Source organism: Paenibacillus sp. JNUCC-31, assembly GCF_014844075.1.
In the GTDB taxonomy this organism is placed as follows: Bacteria; Bacillota; Bacilli; order Paenibacillales; family Paenibacillaceae; genus Paenibacillus.
On sequence record NZ_CP062165.1, the window covers coordinates 2,991,285 to 3,009,096 of the forward strand.

Sequence of the window (17,812 nt, forward strand, 5' to 3'; positions counted from 1 at the left end):
TATGAGCGTTGTACGGTTAGTTGCCTTTATCAATGGCTGCCTGATGATTCTTCACAAAATCCTCAGGAGTGACCGCTTTTCCGAACAGCGCCTGAATCATGTCCAGATGAACCTGGGCTGCCGTCGGTTTCATCTGCACGTCGGCGAATAATGTCAGGCTGCTGGCCTGATTCAACTCGTTCAACAGGTCCGTGTAGAGCTGCGGCAGTTGTACCTCGGCTGTGTCCACTTTGGTTGCCGGAATGACACCCGCTTCGGTTACAGAGCTTTCGCCCCATTTCTCCACAAAATATTGAACGAATTTCTGAGCCTCATCCTTCACCTTGGAGTTCTGTGCGACGAACAGGCCTACACCCGGACCGCCGACCCAACTGTTAATATCACTTTTGCCGCCATCCATCGTCGGGAATTTGAAAAATCCGATTTTATCCTTGAACTCCTGCGGCACATCCGGGTTGGTCGTATAGTTCGGCAATTCCCAGGTGCCCATCAGGTACATAGCTGCTTTTTCATTCATGAATTCCGATTTGCCTTCATCATTGGACAGGCCATTATAGCCTTTGTTAAAGGCGTTCATATCCACCAGCTTCTGTACTTCCGTTGCCGCCTGGATCAAGGCAGGATCATCAAACTTGCCTGTTCCATTGATGGCCTTCTCCAATGCATCACCGCCCAGACGATTGGCCAGATACATATACCAGAGGGAGCCGGTCCAACGGTCCTTATTACCGAGAGCGATGGGTACTACGCCATTGTCTGTCAGCGTTTTTATAACATTCAGAAATTCATCATATGTGGCCGGGGGTTGCAGATTATACTTGGCAAAAATGTCTTTGTTGTAATAGATCGGAGATATATTCAACTCAATGGGGAGCGCATAGGTTTTGCCGTCAACCGCATATGCTTCCGTCGTTCCGGCAATGAACTTCCCTTCCAGTGAACCACTCAGGAGGTCATCCACCGGGGCAAACAGATTGCCCTTCACATAAGGCTCCAGGAAACCGGCAGCCCAGGTGACGCCAACATCAGGGAGTTCATTGGAAGCGGACAGGATTTTCAGTTTGTTCTTATACTGTTCATTCTCCAGTACTTCCTGTTTGATGGTCACATTCGGATGATCGGTCTGATACTGTTTGATGATCTCATTGACCAGCTTATTCTGCTGTGCTGAGCTGCCCGCTGGCCAGAGATGCATAAACTTCAGAGTTACTTTTCCGTCAGAGCTACTACCGCTCGCTTCACCCTCTCCATCCGAACCTGAATTGCTGCATCCGGATAAAAACATTGCGAGGATAAGTGTCAAGGATAGCAGCATTGCTATTGGCTTTTTTCTCATATTCCCAACCCCCTGTAATGGTTATTCGGTTGATGTAACCGCTTTAATAAAATTGTAGCATGGGTACATCTCCCTCATAAGACCAGGATGATTTGGAAAAACTCCACTATTTTGTGGTTATTTATTCCTCTTTTTGAGCCGTAATGGAATGTCTGTATTTGCTAGGACTGAGCCCTTCGAGGCTTTTGAATACCTTAATAAAATATTTATCGGTCTGATAGCCGACCTGTTCGGCAATCTCCGAGATTGGCAAATGCGTCTGAACGAGCATCTCTTTGGCCCGCTGAATTCGTGTACGTGTCAGATATTCGCTAAAATTGATTCCGGTCTGCTCCTTGAACAGCACGCTAAAATAACTTGAGTTCACGTGCAGCATACCTGCAATTTCCCGCAGGGTGACATGTTCGCTCAGATGCGATTCCACATAAGCAACAGCTTCACTGATCTGGGGACTAAGTCTCTGGTCTCCCCGTTCCTTGGCATCCAGCAGCTTGGGATCAACCAGCTTCTGCATGGTCTGAATACGCCGCTGCTCATCACCGAGCTGCAGCGCCTTCTCTACCGTCTGTATCAGCTGCTCTTTCTCAATTGGTTTAAGCAAATAATCTACCACGCCGAGCTTGATGGCCTGCTGTGCATACTGAAAATCGGCGTGCCCTGACATAATCAACACGACAGGCTTGCTTGGAAAGTGCTGTACGGCTTCAACAAGAGACAGGCCGGAGAATTCAGGCATCCGAACATCTGTAATCAAAAGATCTGCCGTCCGGTCCTGGAGCCATGCCACCGCCTCGACTCCACTTGCAGCTGTTCGGATCTCATTCCGACCGGTTGACCAACCTTCCAGCGTCTTGCGAATCCCTTCTCGTGTACGTGGCTCATCATCAACGATAAGAATGGTTCTACCTTGAATCATATACACCCTCCGTATCCTTCGGAATCTCAAAGCATATGACGGTCCCTTCACCGACCTCGCTCGTAATGGAAAGCCTGCACAATTCCCCAAGCTGACTGCCAAAATAGAGCTTCAACCGACGATGGACGTTGATCAAGCCCACCCCTGTTCCCTTGTCGGAAACAGCAGGTCCACCGTTCAATGCGCAAATAACAGATTGAAGCCGAGCATCATCCATGCCAGGTCCATTATCTTGTACCTCGATGCGAACCAGCCCCTCCTTCGTGGAAGAATCAACTAGAACGCTTACCTTTCCTGGTCCAATTTTGCTCTCAATCCCATGAAGAATGGCATTCTCCACCAATGGCTGTATGAGCAGTTTGGGAATTCTGACCCTACGCATCGCATCGCTTAGATTAATCTCCCATTGCAGCCTTTCTCCCAGCCTCATCTCCATAATTCGAAGATAACGTTCCGCGTGTTCCAGTTCATCCGCAATCGTAACCCATTCATCCTGATTGGGGCTGGAGATGATGTAGCGAAATAATCGGGACATCGCCACAACCATACGAGCCATTTCCTCGTCTCCTTTGTCCTCAAGCGACCAATAGAACGCCTCAAGTGTGTTAAACAGGAAATGGGGATTGATCTGCGACTGTAGCGCCTTCAATTCCGTTCGGGACTGCATGATTTCCTTTTCGTACACCTCTTGGGTCAATTCGTTCAGTCGGTAGACCATCTGGTTGTATACTTCATTGAGCTTGTGAATCTCCATCGTCGAGCTGACCATTAGGTTGGGCTTCATGGCTCCTGGGCGTGCACTGCGCATGGCCCTCATCAGTCGGGTGATGGGACGTGTAATCATTGTAGACAAGAGGAAGGACATAATGAGGAACAATACAACCCCAAACAGACCGGAAATAAGCAGCGCCATACGAAGAATGGATACCCCCTCCGTCGTCTCGCTCACAGGAGTAAGGACAGCGAGTGTCCACCCCGTCATTTCGGAATGCTGTTTGACAACGATGTAGGGCTCTTCCCGGGTCTGGACTACTGAGCTCTCACTGCTCAGCAATGCCTCCACATCCAGACTTGTATCCAGATTGGAAGTAACTACACTTCCGGTCGCATCCACCAGCAGAATAGAGTCCTGTACATCGTCCTCTGCATCCAGATCATTCAGTTGAAAAAAACTGCGCTGCATCCGCACCACAACATATCCCACATGATCGAATGCCCGGTCCATCAGGTTGATTCGCCGAATCGCCATAATGACTCCCGGATCTTCCGGATCGGGACCTGTCCAGACCAACCGACCTTTCTCCTCATCTGCCTCTGCAATCCAGTGCTGCCCGATCCTTTTATCCAAAGATCGGTCATCCATGGGAAATATTCTGCTGTAATTTGTCGTGTAAATTTCCAAGCTCTGCACACCGCTCATAAAGGATTGGTAGCTGCTCACAATCTGCAAGAGCGCTTGACGTTGATTAAACATAGCCGGTTCTGCACCTTTCTCATTGCTCAGCAGACGCTGAACATAAGGATCATCCGCTACTTGGGCTGTCAGAGAATTAACCTGTGCGATTAAGGCATCCAGTCTGCCATTAGCCTGAACAGCGGTCTGATGGATATGCTTCTCTGCATTAGTCTTCAGCAAACCGGATACTCGATCGTAGGCGACAATTCCCGCAATAAACAACACCACCAGCATGACCAATACAAATCCAACAAAAATCTGATTGCGCAACGAGTTCCATCTGCCCAAATTCCCTCGCAAACCCCATTCTCCTCCCCGCATGTAAAAGAAATCGCCACCCGTTTCTCATGTTGGGTAGCGATTGAGTACAAGTATGCCGGAATCCATCATCGCCAATGGTTGAAGCGTTTACATATTGGCTTGTTGATCTCTTTCACCGTTCTTTGTTTAGCGATTAAACTAACGACTAAAAAATAGCACAGATTTCCATCTTAATCAATCTTTTAAATACAGGGCTGCTCCACAAACCAGAAGCTCACGAAAACAAAAAAAAGGAACAAAAAAAGGCTGACACATTGAGTCAGCCTTTTCTTCATTATTTCACCGAACCTTGTGTCACACCGTTAATGATCCACTTCTGTGCAAATAGATAAATGATGATCATCGGCAGCAAAGCCAGCAGGTACGACGCAAACGCCAGGTTGAAGTCGGTATTGAATTGACCCTGGAACACATATTGTACCAGCGGCAGTGTATATTGTGACGGATCACTAATAATAATGAGCGGCAGCAGGAAGTCATTGTACGTGGACAGACAGGTCAGAATACCAACCGTGGCACTGATCGGCGCCATCAACGGGAAAATGATTTTCCAGAACGTTCCCCAGGTTGTTGCTCCATCTACGAAGGCTGCTTCTTCCAGCGCTACCGGAATGGACCGAATGTAACCTACATACACAAATACGTTAAAAGCGAGACCATACACCGTATGCAGCAGGATAAGACCGAGCAGATTGGTCATTTCCAGTGAAGCGGTCAGCTTAACAATCGGCAGCATGATGATTGGAAATGGAATGAACATCGCGCTGACAAAGTAGTAGTACAGCCCTTTGAAAAACTTCCGTTTCTCCATATTCCGTGCAATCGCGTAAGCAACCATGGAGTTACTGAGCAGGGTCAGGATGACTGTTGATGCAGTCACAATGGCACTGTTACGGAACGATTGGAAGAAGTTTGTCATGTCTATGGCACTTGCAAAGTTCTCCCAGTGGAGTATTGTCGGAATGGCAAATACGGATTGGGCCATTTGCTCCGGATTTTTCAATGCAATCGTAACCGTCATATATAAAGGGAACAGAATGAACAAAGTGCCCAGAACAATCAACAGCATGACGGGCCAGTTCGTACGTAAACGGCTTCTCATTACAGATCCATCTCCCTTCGTTGCAGGAACCGGATTTGCAGAATCGAAATCACCGCAATAACGATGAAATAGATAACCGAGTTCGCAGATTGATACGCATATTCGCCGCCTTCAAATCCACCCGTGTAGATCAGATGGGAGATGGACTGCGTTGCTCGCCCTGGTCCACCATTCGTCAAGGCCACGATCTGGTCAAAGACCATCAGTGAATTTTTCATCGCCAGCACCATATTAATGGTGAAGAATGGGGCAATGAGGGGAAACGTAATACTCCAGAATTCACGCCATTTGCCTGCACCGTCCAGATTTGAAGCCTCATATAATGTGGTCGGAATGGTTTGCAAGCCTGCCAAATATAGAATCGTATTCAACGCGACCGATTGCCACACCGCCACAATGACGATTCCGATCCATGCCAGGCTTTCGCTGCCCAGAATGTTGGTGGATAGGGCGCTGATCCCCAGGTTCTGTCCCCAGATCGGGAACACATTGGAGAACAGGTAGTTAAATATGTAACCTACAATCAATACACTCAGAATATTCGGCAAAAAGTAGATGCCACGGAAAAAGTTACGGAACTTGATCTTGGCATTCAGCCCCAGTGCAATGAGCAGGCTCAGAATATTCGTCAGGATCGTCACAACGATCGCAAATTTGAAGGTAAACCAGTAGGCGTTGCCCACATTGTCATCCTGAAAGAGATTGAAATAGTTTTTGAATCCAACAAAATCATAGCCTTTTCCGAAACCATTGTAATTCGTAAATGAATAATAGATCCCCTGAAGGGCCGGCAGCGTCATAAATATGAAGAACAATACTACCGCCGGAACCGTCATCCAGTAATAAGGCGCGATGCGCTTGTTCATACTCCATCCTCCTTCAGACAAGGCATTATCGCCGATTCGCTACCTTGTCCCATTCTTTGTCGAGTGTATTCAGATAGTTGTCGATGTTCTTGTTTTGTAAAAAGGACTGTACGATGGAATTCAGCTGCACCGCAGCCGGAATGTAGTGATCGGCGAAGTCGATAACCTTGCCCTGCTCAATGTAAGGGGTTAGTTCCTGTACAGCAGGATCGTCCTGTTTTACACCTTCCACCGCAGAGAACAGCGTCTGTTCCTTGATATACTTGCCTATATGTTCAGGCTCCACCAGAAACGCCAGGAACTGCTCTGCCTGCTCTTTATGCGGCGTGTCGGCTGCAATGGTAAACAGGGAGTCGATTCCATTTACCAGCTTGATCTGGCTTGGATCGTTGCCCGTCGGGAACGGGAAGAAACCAATGTCCACATTCGGGTTCGCTTTGCGAATCTCGGAGATCGCCCAGGTTCCCTGGATGTACATAAATGCTTCACCATTGGCAAAGGCCCGGTTACCATCCGAATACGCCTTACCAAAGTTATCGCCGTGACCGTAATTCATCAGCTCCAGCTGTTTCTCGGCGACCTCGCGATATTTCTCCTTGAAGGTCACCTTGTTCTCGCGGCGCTCCAGATAGAAATCAATACCGACCAAGTTAGGTCCGAGTGCATTGAACGGCAGATTCGTTTGCCAGTCATCCTTGTATGTGAAGTAAAACGGAATTTTACCCGCATCCTTAATTTTTTGGGCTGTAGCAATCAGCTCGTCCCAGGTCTTGGGTACATCCAGGCCCATTTCCTTAAACAACGTTTTGTTGTACATGATGCCGTTTGCATTTGTTGCGTAAGGTACGCCCGTCACTTTATCCATACCCGTGACATCCTTCAGCATCTGTATGTAGTTGGGATCGATCGTTTTTAACAATGGACTGTCTGTCAGATCCGCGAAAATATCACTCTGTGCAAGAATGGAATAGGTATCCGTTGCCCCCATCGCCATAATATCGGGCACATCATTCTTCACCACACGTGTCTTCAGCACCGTCTCCGCGTCTGGTGGATTCACCTGAGTGACTTGAATATCGGCGTGTTCGGCGTTGAATGTTTTGATTAACTCGTCAAAGGTTCCTTTGGCTTCGGGTTTGTTCTGAAAAAATTCAATCTGTACTTTGCCGTTGGCGCTTTTCCCGCTTGTACAGGAAGATAGAAGCACAGCCGTTATTCCACAAAGCAGCATAATCCCGAGTGCCTTGGTAAGCGATGTTCTCATGTTGTACCTCCCTCAGCTTATATACGTAAAGATTTACCCATTAAATTAGTGAATTAACCATATGGTTAATCCTTCCACAAACTCATACTATGAGCGTTGACTATAATGTACTCTATTATTCCTAAAACGATTTCGACAAAATTGAATCAAGCCCCCTGACCATGCATCCGGTTATCCGCATAACAAAAAAGGACATCGGAAAATGTCCAATGTCCCTCATTTTTTCAATTACGATTACTCACAGCAAAGCTGTGATTGCCTCATGATGAACGCCCGATTTTCGGCAAAGTATTGCGTGAACGCTTGGCCCGATAACTCTGAAATGCGCGAATCAGCATGCCAATTACCAGTAGAACAACACCCACATTGATCGCAACATCCGCCAAATTGAGTATCCCGCGTCCTGACGGAAATACGAGGAAATCCGTTACGCGTGCGTATATAAAACGGTCAATCGCATTCCCCAGCGCACCTCCAACCATGAAGCCGGCACCCGCCTGCATCCAAAAACCGCGAATTTCACCTTTTCTCCGATAATACATCATGCCCGCTATAAATAGAATGGCGACTACGCCGAACAGACGCGCATTCCCTTGGAACAGGCTGCCGGCCATCCCGCTGTTCTCATAATGCTGCAACTGCATTCCCGAGTCGCCAAGTCTCATCGTGTCGCCAACTTCCATATACATCCTCACCGCCATCTTAGTTCCCTGATCAACCAAGGTAACCAGCAGTGCTATAAAATAAAACAGCATATCGCCTCTCCTCCTGCCTGACTGCGCCATAACCTATGTATACCTCAAAGGATTCTGTTGTAACGTTACTTTCACTTTAACACACCCGAAGCAATGTCTCCAAATGATTGACCGTATAAGAACGAGTAAACGGGTAAAAACCCGGCTTATCGTCCTGCCTGCACGCAGCAGCAGGTACTTCATGATGCACGTCGAATGTAGACATGAACCACACACGCAAAGGAGCTGCCTAATTTGAACCTAACGATGACAGAAAAATTAAAGGAAATGCAGCAGGAAGAAAAGGACTTGATATTTCAGACATTCGATGCTGAAATGGCGCTCACACTCGGACTACATTTGGTCGAGGAAGCGAAACTTCGTTCCAAGGCGGTTACCCTGGATATCACCGTCAAGGGACATCGTCTTTTTTTGCATGCCATGGAAGGGACTCATCCCGACAACGAAGACTGGATTCGACGCAAGAACAACGTTGTGAATCACTTTTCCTCCAGCTCTTGGCACACAGCCCTTCGATTGAGAAGCGAGAATAAAACGCTTGAACATGATTTTAACCTGCCTTCCTCGGACTATGTGCTGGCTGGTGGTGCTTTTCCACTGATTGTGGAGGATGAGGGGCTAATCGGCACCATTACCGTATCCGGCCTGCCAGATGAGGAAGACCATGATCTGGTCACCTCCGGAATTCGCTCTTTTTTACTGCAGCAAGGCTAGATTGAGCAAACGAAAAAGCCCCCCTGATCTCATATGGATCAGGGAGGCTACACCTTCCAGCAAGCTTGAACCTATTGGATAGCTGAAAGCACATCCAGCAGCATGGACTTGAACTTCGGCCGGTCAATGGCCTCGCAGACACGTACGTTTGGCTCTTTGCCGAGACGTCCGTTGATATCCACAACGCTGTATCCGCGCGTTAATTCTCCTGCTGCTTCCACATCCACATAATACTGACCGGATTGGGTCATGAGCGACTCATCTGCGGCAACAGCCATTAACAAGGTGTCCGGGTGAGTGGTGCCATTCAGTTTATGTACCGATTTGTTGAACTGCATAACCACTTTGTTGATGGCGGTGAAGAAATCAGCGCCCGATGTGCCGAGAGCTGCAATCTCTGCATGATCGTCATCATCCATAACGGAGTATTGGGTACACATCTCCCAGCCTACCATGGTGATCGGAATGCCCGCGTGCAATACAATTTTGGCTGCTTCCGGGTCCACATAGAAATTGTACTCTGCGGCTGGCGTAATATTGCCCAGTGCATTATTCGTTCCGCCCATGATGTAGAGGTGAGCGATCTCCGGAATAATGGTTGGGTCCTTCTGAATGGCCATCGCAATGTTGGTCAGGGGTGCAATGGCCAGAAGCGAGATCTCGCCAGGCTGTGCGTGGACCTTTTCAATGATAAAATCAACCGCATGCCCTGCCTCGGGACGCTGGTCTGCCTTCGGGAAGTGGGCTCCACCCATACCGTCATCACCATGTACGTCTTCCACCGTGCGGTGTTGGGACTTTCCGTAGGCCATTAACGGACGTTCGCACCCTTTGTATACAGGCACCTTGCCGCCATGTCCAGCAACCTGTACGGTGTACAGGGCGTTTTCAACCTCTTGGTCAAACTGTACGTTTCCGCCTGTAATTGTAATGCCCTCCACCTGGAAATGGTGCAGTGCCGTCAGAATCGCAATCGTATCGTCTCCAGCTGTATCTGTATCGATGATGACTTTTCTCATGATGCCGCGCTCCTTCTTCGTTGGATTAATATTCATTCCAATTAAACACTAGGGTTCATTTTACATCAAAAACGTACCGATGACGATGGAAACGCCGATGATAATGGAACGCAGCAGCTGTGCAACCGCCATATTGCCTCGTGCGATTTCGTCACATACCCGCATTTTTGGCGTCAGGAAGTCAAATATAATATAGACCAGACACAAAATAATGATCCCCATCGCTGACCACAGCAGCATATCCAGCCACGAATGTGTGGAGAAGGACACCATGCCCACAATGATACACAGTCCCAGCAATTTACTGCCCATATACATACCCGCTGCCTCGTTGCCTTTCGCAATTTCCTCACTATCGTTATACCGGGTCAACTGGCTAAAAGCAAAATACCCACACACCAATACAACCAGCAGAATGCCAATACCTATCGCTACATTCAGCAGATTCAATCCCAAATTGTCCATTATTTCTCCTCCTCATCTTCCATCCGTTCATTGACCACAGCCGCACAATAATAGGCCATATCTCCGGTGACCTTCTCCCCGATCCGGGGCAGCACTCCGGCAAAGCGTCCACCAATGACAAACACCCCTGTAAGCAAATAGCCGCTGTACTCGCCATCCTCTGTCTGAATCACAGCTTGCTCCATCGGAACCAGCTGCTGATAAATTTTAGGCTGGTTATTATAATAGGCTGCAATCTCTTCATCTTCGTGCATTTCAGCTGTTATATTGGATTTTATGTGGACGTCCAGCTGATTAGAGACATCAGTTTGGCCAGCATTATGAACCGACTCCTCACCCAGCAGCGAGGTGCCCCGACCTTCGCGGCCCCAATAACTTTTGGCCACATAAGGCATCGCACTTAATTCAAATGGTCCAGCTTCAAAATAGGTAGGTAGCAGATACCGGGAGATCGCAGCCAACTCTGCATCGTTAAACAGCCGAAACCCGCAATATTCGGGGGTTTGTTCATTGCGTTCATAGAGCGACCAGATCGCAGCCATGAAGCCCTTGCTCTGCATCAGCACATGCTGTGCAGGATTCATCAGCCCTAAGCGCCCATCCTGTACCAGCCCAAGCAGCGCTGCACCGATGTCCACCCCCGTCGTTTCATCTCGATCATCGATCAGATACTCCAGAGGATAGAGACGGTACAGAAGGTTAATTTCACGCCCTTGATGGTAGAGCGCCTCCCCCGGAATAATCTCCAGCTCCTCCAGTGGAGCGTAGAACGTTTCAAATCCCGCTTCCTGACACCGTTTCATCAGGTACTCTGTATTGGTCCGATCCTCCACATGTTCACCAAATGACGTAAATGTCACCGGTCCCTTTAATCCCTGTTGAGCATAGGCGTCCAACCAGCTGTGAAAGCATTCCCGGAGACACCCATCCATCTCGGCAGACGGCGCAGTGAATGCTTCTTCCCCGGCCATGCCCACAAGTATGCCTTCCAGCGCAGCCGCTTCCGGAATCCCCGTTGGGGTATCCGTGTTATTTTCAATACATTTAATCCCGGCTTCCCCAATAATCCAGTCCTGCCGAGTGATTCCCCCTGTCACCATCTCCATACGTGCCGCTGGAATAAGGCCTGGATGTATACCCAACTGGTGCTCCAGAAAGGAGTCGGGCATGTACTGCTGGATAAAACGCATGACTTTGCAATAAATCCCGTCTACAGCCTCAACTGCTGTACGCAGTTCCCGCATCTCTGCAGGAGTATAAACCGTTAATGCAGGCACAGCATATTGCTTGCCATACATTCGGTGATAGGGAACCTGTTGCCCTGTTTCGCCCCTAAATACTTCTTCATGACTGAACGGCAGTTGGTAAACATGCCTCATCGGTTCTACCCTCCCGAACTGCGGAAGAAGCTGCCAAAGCCGCTCGATTTTGAACTGGATTTGCTGTAAGAGCTGCTGTCCTTATTGCTCCGATAGGATGATCCGCCACCGTAGTAATAGTGCCCACTGCTGGAGTCATATTCGCATCCGGTATCGTATTCCGGGTCACATTCGTCGCTATTGCTGCTACAACCGGCTAATACAGCTGGAACCGCAAGCATTAGCGAGAAGGCAACCAGCTTGGCGCGTGATCCGGGTTTGGGTTTGGGATTTTCTTCCATTACAGATCCACCTCCTTCATAAAAAACAACACTTTCTTGCGATCCGCATCCAGCACGGAATACACAAATTCATAGGTCGTACCGCCCCGGACCATGTAATGGTCCAGCAGCTGCTCGGCAAGCTCCATCGTGTACGATGAGGATTCTGCCAAATCCAATTCCTGAAATGCACTCCCATTCCACAGCATATATTCCGCACTGTACATAGAGGACATTTTGCACATTGCCAGTGCAGCATCCGCAATCGCTGTACCGTATTCTGCAGGTTTTTGATTGTCATACTCGGTCACGTAGACTGCATGCTCCCGACGATCCCCACATTCATTGGACAGATGCGCCCATAGCTTATTTTTCATCAGGGTAGCATCGACCAGCTTGCGCATGAACAGCTCATCGCGAGTAACCGACACCTGCTCCAGTACCCCCGTCTCCACCTGCCGGTCATCCGACCAGTTCCGATAAGTCAATGAATAATAAATAACGATAACCTGCCTTTCTGTGAGCTCTAAGAGGAGCCGTTTCAATACACACAAACGTATTTAACGCATGAGAAGGAAAAAAGTTACACTATTCCCGATGACATGTAAAAAAGAACAGGTTACCGATCTCGTTCCCAGAGTATGGGACTCAAGCGTTAACGAATCTCACCAGCCTTACATGGTGATTACATGTGAAATACAGATTTTAGCGAACCTGAGAGATGCTATTACGGAAAAAAAACGGCCTAAAACAACGATAATATCCACTTCATGAGGGATTAACATCTCTGTGGTTCATTAGATATTCGATGTGTGGATTTTGAAGCCAATAGGATCTCCTCGGTTCGTTAGAATGTCGGATACTTGAATCCGTTGAATCATTGGGAGTCGTCCCTGAAGCGCAAAAAAACTGTCCCAAAGCCAATGCATGACTTATGAGACAGCCTCCTTGCTTGCTCAAGATGCTAGCTCCTATTCTATTCCTATTGCTATTGCTGTTTCTGTTGCCAATGCCCTTCCAGCTTACACGTATGGTTTATAATTCGGCCCACTGGGCGAGCAGTTCATTGTATTCCGCCGACAGTTGCTCTCGCTCATTCCACATCTGTTCCAAAGCAAGCGGATCATTCGCCACCGTTTCGAGCTGTTGATCCAGTTCCCGGAGCCGGGTCTCCAGGTGTGCCATGACCTGCTCCAGTTTCTCCGCAGTACGCTCGCTGTCACGGCTCTTTCCAGTGTTCCCAGCCTGGAAGAAGGATGGATTGTTCAGCTTGCCTGATCCCGCCGCAGCCGCAGTCCCGTGAGAAGAAACTCCTGATCCTGCCCCAGCGGCAGTGCCCCGGGGTGACGCCTCGGCTCCTGCTGTAGCCTGATTTGCCGCGGCTGCGTGGGCTTGCAGATCAAGCTTCTTCTCCCGATAGGCTTCATAATCTCCAAGATAAGCAGTCATCCGCCCATTCTCCAGTTCCCACACACGGGAAGCGAGTCGATTGACGAAGTAACGATCATGGGAAATGGCAAGCACCGTGCCCTCAAAATCAACCAGCGAATCTTCGAGTGCTTCCCTTGAAGCAATATCCAGATGGTTGGTCGGTTCATCCAGCAGCAGCACATTCGGCTTGCGCTGCACCAGCAGTGCCAGCCTTAGCCGTGTCCATTCCCCACCAGATAACTGTCCTACCGAGCGAAATACATCTGCTCCATAGAATAGATATCGGGCCAAAATGCCGCGTGCTTCTCCTTCTTCCACGCCCGCTTCCAGACGGAAGTACTCCAGCACATTCAGCTTCGGATTGGAAGGCTCCTCCTGCTGGGCCAGATAGCCAACATCTACACGCGCACCCCACTCCAGGTTACCTGCACTTGGTTGTTCCTCGCCCAACAGCAGCTTGAACAACGTTGTTTTGCCTGAACCATTGCGTCCAATAAGGGCAATTTTGTCGCCATATTCAAGTAATCCCGAGACACCGCGCAGAATCTGGCGTTCTCCATAAGCCTTTTCGACTTGTTCTATCACAGCCACACGTTTTCCCGTACGGTCTGTAGGACGTACATCGAAGTCGGCGTTACGCCGCTCCAGTACCGGGCGCTTCACCTGTTCCATCCGTTCGATTGCTTTACGCATGGAAGCCGCACGCCGGAAGAACTTTTCATTGCCCCCGACTCGGCCCCATTCTTCCAGTTGGCGGATCGTTTCTTTCATTTTTTTGATCACCTTCTGCTGCTCCTTGAACGCCTCGAATTGCTGCAGCAGTCGTTGTTCCTTCACTTTCATATATTCCGTATAACCACCAGCTGACGTCTGCGCTTCTCCATCTTCCAGCTCCAACGTCCGGGATGCTACACGGTCCAAAAAGTAGCGATCATGTGAGATCAGGACAATCGTGCCTGTGTACTCTCTCAAAAATCCTTCCAGCCATTCCACCCGCTCCAGATCAAGGTGGTTGGTCGGCTCATCCAGCAATAACAGATCAGGCCTTACAATTAGCTGTGAAGCCAGCACAACCCGGGTCTGTTCACCACCAGACAACGAACCAAAACGCCATCCGTAATGCTCCTTCGCAATATCCAGACCGTCCGCCACCTGATCGATCCGGGCATCCATTTCGTATCCACCCTCACGCTCAAAATGGTCTTGCAGCGCTGCATAGCGTTTCAGCAATCGCTCCAATTGATCTGGATCGGCTGCACAGTCTGGATCGGACATCTGCTGCTCCATATCATTCATTTGACTCCGGCACGCCATAAGCTCCCTGAATCCAAGACTCAGCACATCCAGTACCGTGTAATCATCCATTCCCTCCGGCACCTGAGCCACGTAACCGATTCGTGTATCCTTCTTGATCATCAATTGTCCTTCATCTGGCTGGCTCAGTCGTGCCAACAGCCGCATTAATGTCGTTTTGCCGCTTCCGTTGCGGCCGATCAAGGCGACCTTGTCGCCTTCCATAATTTCAAACGTAATGCCGTCCAGCACCAAATGTGCTCCGTGGTATTGGGTCAGTTGTTGTGCGCTAATCATCATCATAATAAGGTTCCTCCTATAGGTTGGAAGATCCTGACCGCAACACAAAAAGAGCCGCAGGAGGTTAGCTCCGCGGCTCTTCAGAATTCAAGCAATATCGCTTATCGTCCGAATGAGGTCAAGGCAGGCATCTTCTCGCAAATGTTAACTTCCGTATATTCAAAATTGGACAGACTTCTCCCGTTGGTTGGAAAAGTATGAACAATGCCAGCCATAGCAATCGGCAGCTGGCTAATACGGTTGTTAAGCATCTCGTGATTCACCTGTCTTCACCTCCCTTGTCATAATTAATGTCAATATATCACAGACGAATGTATTCCTGCAACCGTCTGATCGCCCAATTCACTCTTTGTAGGGTAAAACCCATTCGTTCTATTCGTTCCTTCTGCGCCGCCGCATAACCAGGTCCACAATAATGACCGTGATCAGGGTAAGCAAGCCGGAAGTTACAATCGATACTCCCAGCAGAGCGTAGCCGATTCCGTTCCAGCCGCCAATATCGACGCTGATCATGATAACGATGGCTCCACCCAGCAAGGCCACACAAGGCAAAATATATTGAGCCCTTTTCATCTGCCGACCTTGCAATCGATAGATGAGCCATTCAATAAGCAGCAATGCGAGCCAAATAAGGAGTATCAATATAATAAGACCTTTCACTTATACGCCCCCTTCTCCTCCATACATTCCTCCGAATGACCACTGACACTCAGCATTCTGGATACGTGTAGAGTTTATCACATAATGAAGCCCTCCATTCACGATAAATCGAATTCGTGAATGAGGGCTTCAAGGAGGTTTCATGATATCAAATTGGCATATTTCTTAGGGATGCCTTGTTCCCTCCAACAGACTCAGTAAAGGCTTACACTTTCAGCCTGGCGTTGTTCATAACGCAGTCCCTTGTATAAATCCGCTTTGCCGATCGAATTGAACAGATTCATTTTATAGCGAATGACGCTTTGGGCCTCGGCAATGCATTCCGGATAAATGGCATTAGGGTCCCATAACTCCGTTGTACTCAAAATTTCACGAGCTTTTTTGAAGTATGAATATTTCATATCGCTGGAAATATTGATTTTACAAATACCCAGCTGAACCGAGTCGGAAACCTCCTGATCCGGGTTAGCGGACCCCCCGTGAAGAACGAGAGGGATGTCTACCAATTGATTGATTTCTCTCAGGATATCCATTTGCAGCTCCGGTTTAATATGCTTGGGATAGATACCATGGGCTGTACCGATGGCTACTGCTAACGTGTCGATCCCCGTACGTGCCACAAAATCTTCCGCCTGAGCCGGGTCCGTGTAAGTTACTACCGATACGCCGCCTTCGATAGAGTTACCGGTCTGCCCAATTGTTCCCAATTCCCCTTCAACAGAGACGCCGACGGCGTGTGCAATTTCCACCGCCTGTTTTGTAATAGCCACATTGTCTTCATAAGGGAGCAGGGAACCGTCAATCATGACGGAGGTGAATCCACACTTGATCGCCCGGATGATATCAGCAATGGACCCGCCATGATCAAGATGGATCACCAGTGGGACATGGCTGGCATGTGCACGCTGGCGGGCATATGCGAAAAACTCATCCGTCAAAAATTCAAGTTCCGTGGGGTGGATGGCGATGATAGCCGGTGAATTGGAATGTTCGGCCTCCTCAATCACCGCTCTCAAAAATGTACTGTCTGCCACGTTAAATGCGCCTACCGCAAATTTGTGTTCCTTGGCTACCTGTAGCAATTCCTTCATCGTAATCAACATAAGTTCACATCTCCTTTGGATTAGTGTATAGATTTAGTGGTAAGCGCTCTCATCTTGGTGGGCCTTACTCCACTTTGAACACAATGTCATCGAAGCTTACGCTTTCATCTTCCGTGTCGTCGAATTCTTCATCTATAGCCGTTACTGGCTTCTTTAATAGGGACAAGGTTATTCCACAGATTCCGGTACCAATGAGAAGAGACAGCATAAACAGCCATGGATGCGTAAAAAGGGGGACAACGAACAATCCGCCGTGCGGCACCGGAGCCTCAACGCCCCAGATCATAATCAGACCACCTGCTATCGCTGAGCCGATGACACAGGAAGTCACCACCCGGACCAGATCCCTTGCCGCAATCGGAATCACTCCCTCCGTAACCATACAGATTCCCATCGGAAATGCAGCCTTTAACGATTCCTTTTCCGCTGCTGTGTATTTGTTTCTCGTCAGGAAGTACGATAGGGTGATCCCCAGTGGTGGAATAATCGAGCCGACAAACTTGACAGCCTCAGGCCCATAGATACCTTGGACCAGCATTCCATCGGCAAACAGCGACATCGTTTTATTAACAGGTCCTCCAAAGTCAAAGGTAGCCATCAAGCCCAGAATGGCCCCGAGCGCAAATTTGGAACCCCCCTGCATCGATTCAAGCACATGGGTGAGGCTGTCCTGCAGCCAGACAATCGGCTGACCAATAACAAGGAAGATACATAACCCGGAAATCAATGTGGCCAGAAACGGAATAACGAGGACGGGCATTAGTCCCTGCATGGACTTTGGCAGCTTTACATATTTTCGGATGCCAAGAACGACATAACCCACGAGGAATCCTCCCAACATCCCACCGATGAACCCCGCCTGAATCTGACTGCATATAAAACCAACAATTAATCCTGGAGCAATTCCGGGACGGTCGGAGATCGAATAAGCAATCGCTGCGCAAATTAAAGGTACAACCAGCCCCATTCCCCAACCGCCGATCTGGTTAATCATATACGGAATGGTTCCTTCCGCCTTGCCCACATCGGCTCCTCCCAATATTTGACCCAGCGCGATACACAGCCCTGAAGCAACGATCAAAGGAATCATATAGGAAATTCCCGTTAACAAATGGCCTTTGATCACTGAACCTGCGTTATTGGATTTAGCGCTCATCGTCTCGCCTCCCTTT

General features: G+C 48.8%; 19 protein-coding genes. 1 reads left to right on the forward strand and 18 read right to left on the reverse strand.

Translation table 11 applies throughout. From position 1 onward, the window contains the following. Positions 1 to 16: 16 nt before the first annotated feature. The 8 genes from JNUCC31_RS12870 to JNUCC31_RS33815 all read right to left on the reverse strand — a co-directional run bounded on the left by JNUCC31_RS12870 (position 17) and on the right by JNUCC31_RS33815 (position 8,221). Positions 17 to 1,336 carry an extracellular solute-binding protein gene (locus JNUCC31_RS12870; protein WP_192271651.1) on the reverse strand — a complete coding sequence of 440 codons (1,320 nt, stop codon included), beginning with the start codon at positions 1,334 to 1,336 and terminating at the stop codon, positions 17 to 19. 121 nt (positions 1,337 to 1,457) lie between these two features. Continuing rightward, complete coding sequence (locus JNUCC31_RS12875; RefSeq protein ID WP_192271652.1) at positions 1,458 to 2,252, reverse strand: response regulator transcription factor; 795 nt, start codon at positions 2,250 to 2,252, stop codon at positions 1,458 to 1,460. Continuing rightward, a complete protein-coding gene (locus JNUCC31_RS12880; RefSeq protein ID WP_228469639.1) occupies positions 2,239 to 4,008 on the reverse strand; it encodes a cache domain-containing sensor histidine kinase in 1,770 nt (589 codons plus the stop codon). The genes JNUCC31_RS12875 and JNUCC31_RS12880 overlap by 14 nt, the downstream gene beginning before the upstream one ends. 295 nt (positions 4,009 to 4,303) lie before the next feature. Beyond that, positions 4,304 to 5,131, reverse strand: a complete 828-nt coding sequence (locus JNUCC31_RS12885) for a carbohydrate ABC transporter permease (RefSeq protein ID WP_192271654.1) — start codon at positions 5,129 to 5,131, stop codon at positions 4,304 to 4,306. Next, entirely contained in the window at positions 5,131 to 5,997 is an 867-nt protein-coding gene (locus JNUCC31_RS12890) for a carbohydrate ABC transporter permease (protein ID WP_192271655.1), read from the reverse strand. Before JNUCC31_RS12890 ends, JNUCC31_RS12885 begins: the two co-directional genes overlap by 1 nt. A 25-nt stretch (positions 5,998 to 6,022) precedes the next feature. Continuing rightward, positions 6,023 to 7,261, reverse strand: coding sequence for an ABC transporter substrate-binding protein (locus JNUCC31_RS12895; RefSeq protein WP_228469640.1), 1,239 nt, complete (start codon positions 7,259 to 7,261; stop codon positions 6,023 to 6,025). A gap of 260 nt (positions 7,262 to 7,521) precedes the next feature. Next, complete coding sequence (gene lspA / locus JNUCC31_RS12900) at positions 7,522 to 8,016, reverse strand: signal peptidase II (RefSeq protein ID WP_192271656.1); 495 nt, start codon at positions 8,014 to 8,016, stop codon at positions 7,522 to 7,524. 76 nt (positions 8,017 to 8,092) lie between these two features. Beyond that, on the reverse strand, positions 8,093 to 8,221 hold the full coding sequence (locus tag JNUCC31_RS33815) for a hypothetical protein (RefSeq protein ID WP_267132509.1): 129 nt from the start codon (positions 8,219 to 8,221) through the stop codon (positions 8,093 to 8,095). A 41-nt stretch (positions 8,222 to 8,262) separates the two neighbouring features. Between JNUCC31_RS33815 and JNUCC31_RS12905 the strand changes: the two genes are divergently transcribed. Then, the gene (locus tag JNUCC31_RS12905; protein ID WP_192272973.1) at positions 8,263 to 8,730 is read left to right on the forward strand and encodes a heme-degrading domain-containing protein; all 468 of its coding nucleotides are present in this window, start codon (positions 8,263 to 8,265) and stop codon (positions 8,728 to 8,730) included. Positions 8,731 to 8,801: 71 nt separating this feature from the next. On the opposite strand, the gene JNUCC31_RS12910 is transcribed toward JNUCC31_RS12905, so the two are convergent. From JNUCC31_RS12910 to JNUCC31_RS12955, 10 genes are all read right to left on the reverse strand, one after another. Beyond that, complete coding sequence (locus JNUCC31_RS12910) at positions 8,802 to 9,749, reverse strand: nucleoside hydrolase (protein ID WP_192271658.1); 948 nt, start codon at positions 9,747 to 9,749, stop codon at positions 8,802 to 8,804. A gap of 60 nt (positions 9,750 to 9,809) precedes the next feature. Further along, entirely contained in the window at positions 9,810 to 10,214 is a 405-nt protein-coding gene (locus tag JNUCC31_RS12915) for a DUF350 domain-containing protein (protein ID WP_192271659.1), read from the reverse strand. Then, positions 10,214 to 11,593: a glutathionylspermidine synthase family protein gene (locus tag JNUCC31_RS12920; RefSeq protein ID WP_192271661.1), complete on the reverse strand. Its 1,380-nt coding sequence runs from the start codon at positions 11,591 to 11,593 to the stop codon at positions 10,214 to 10,216. Before JNUCC31_RS12920 ends, JNUCC31_RS12915 begins: the two co-directional genes overlap by 1 nt. Before the next feature lie 5 nt (positions 11,594 to 11,598). Beyond that, on the reverse strand, positions 11,599 to 11,874 hold the full coding sequence (locus tag JNUCC31_RS12925) for a hypothetical protein (RefSeq protein ID WP_192271663.1): 276 nt from the start codon (positions 11,872 to 11,874) through the stop codon (positions 11,599 to 11,601). After that, positions 11,874 to 12,341, reverse strand: coding sequence for a hypothetical protein (locus JNUCC31_RS12930; protein ID WP_192272975.1), 468 nt, complete (start codon positions 12,339 to 12,341; stop codon positions 11,874 to 11,876). The genes JNUCC31_RS12925 and JNUCC31_RS12930 overlap by 1 nt, the downstream gene beginning before the upstream one ends. Positions 12,342 to 12,888: 547 nt before the next feature. Continuing rightward, entirely contained in the window at positions 12,889 to 14,880 is a 1,992-nt protein-coding gene (gene abc-f, locus JNUCC31_RS12935) for a ribosomal protection-like ABC-F family protein (RefSeq protein ID WP_192271665.1), read from the reverse strand. 98 nt (positions 14,881 to 14,978) lie between these two features. After that, the gene (locus JNUCC31_RS12940; RefSeq protein WP_192271667.1) at positions 14,979 to 15,140 is read right to left on the reverse strand and encodes a hypothetical protein; all 162 of its coding nucleotides are present in this window, start codon (positions 15,138 to 15,140) and stop codon (positions 14,979 to 14,981) included. A gap of 109 nt (positions 15,141 to 15,249) precedes the next feature. Next, the gene (locus tag JNUCC31_RS12945; RefSeq protein ID WP_192271669.1) at positions 15,250 to 15,537 is read right to left on the reverse strand and encodes a YesK family protein; all 288 of its coding nucleotides are present in this window, start codon (positions 15,535 to 15,537) and stop codon (positions 15,250 to 15,252) included. 194 nt (positions 15,538 to 15,731) lie between these two features. Next, positions 15,732 to 16,640: a ketose-bisphosphate aldolase gene (locus JNUCC31_RS12950; protein WP_192271671.1), complete on the reverse strand. Its 909-nt coding sequence runs from the start codon at positions 16,638 to 16,640 to the stop codon at positions 15,732 to 15,734. Positions 16,641 to 16,704: 64 nt separating this feature from the next. Further along, entirely contained in the window at positions 16,705 to 17,796 is a 1,092-nt protein-coding gene (locus JNUCC31_RS12955; protein WP_192271673.1) for a PTS fructose transporter subunit IIC, read from the reverse strand. Positions 17,797 to 17,812: the final 16 nt, after the last annotated feature.

Bases quoted from the DNA above. Each gene is read 5' to 3' on its own strand.
- JNUCC31_RS12870 (WP_192271651.1), bottom strand. From the start codon at position 1,336: ATGAGAAAAAAGCCAATAGCAATGCTGCTATCCTTGACACTTATCCTC.
- JNUCC31_RS12875 (WP_192271652.1), bottom strand. From the start codon at position 2,252: ATGATTCAAGGTAGAACCATTCTTATCGTTGATGATGAGCCACGTACA.
- JNUCC31_RS12885 (WP_192271654.1), bottom strand. From the start codon at position 5,131: ATGAGAAGCCGTTTACGTACGAACTGGCCCGTCATGCTGTTGATTGTT.
- JNUCC31_RS12890 (WP_192271655.1), bottom strand. From the start codon at position 5,997: ATGAACAAGCGCATCGCGCCTTATTACTGGATGACGGTTCCGGCGGTA.
- JNUCC31_RS12895 (WP_228469640.1), bottom strand. From the start codon at position 7,261: ATGAGAACATCGCTTACCAAGGCACTCGGGATTATGCTGCTTTGTGGA.
- lspA (WP_192271656.1), bottom strand. From the start codon at position 8,016: ATGCTGTTTTATTTTATAGCACTGCTGGTTACCTTGGTTGATCAGGGA.
- JNUCC31_RS33815 (WP_267132509.1), bottom strand. From the start codon at position 8,221: ATGTCTACATTCGACGTGCATCATGAAGTACCTGCTGCTGCGTGCAGG.
- JNUCC31_RS12905 (WP_192272973.1), top strand. From the start codon at position 8,263: ATGACAGAAAAATTAAAGGAAATGCAGCAGGAAGAAAAGGACTTGATA.
- JNUCC31_RS12910 (WP_192271658.1), bottom strand. From the start codon at position 9,749: ATGAGAAAAGTCATCATCGATACAGATACAGCTGGAGACGATACGATT.
- JNUCC31_RS12915 (WP_192271659.1), bottom strand. From the start codon at position 10,214: ATGGACAATTTGGGATTGAATCTGCTGAATGTAGCGATAGGTATTGGC.
- JNUCC31_RS12920 (WP_192271661.1), bottom strand. From the start codon at position 11,593: ATGAGGCATGTTTACCAACTGCCGTTCAGTCATGAAGAAGTATTTAGG.
- JNUCC31_RS12925 (WP_192271663.1), bottom strand. From the start codon at position 11,874: ATGGAAGAAAATCCCAAACCCAAACCCGGATCACGCGCCAAGCTGGTT.
- abc-f (WP_192271665.1), bottom strand. From the start codon at position 14,880: ATGATGATGATTAGCGCACAACAACTGACCCAATACCACGGAGCACAT.
- JNUCC31_RS12950 (WP_192271671.1), bottom strand. From the start codon at position 16,640: ATGTTGATTACGATGAAGGAATTGCTACAGGTAGCCAAGGAACACAAA.
- JNUCC31_RS12955 (WP_192271673.1), bottom strand. From the start codon at position 17,796: ATGAGCGCTAAATCCAATAACGCAGGTTCAGTGATCAAAGGCCATTTG.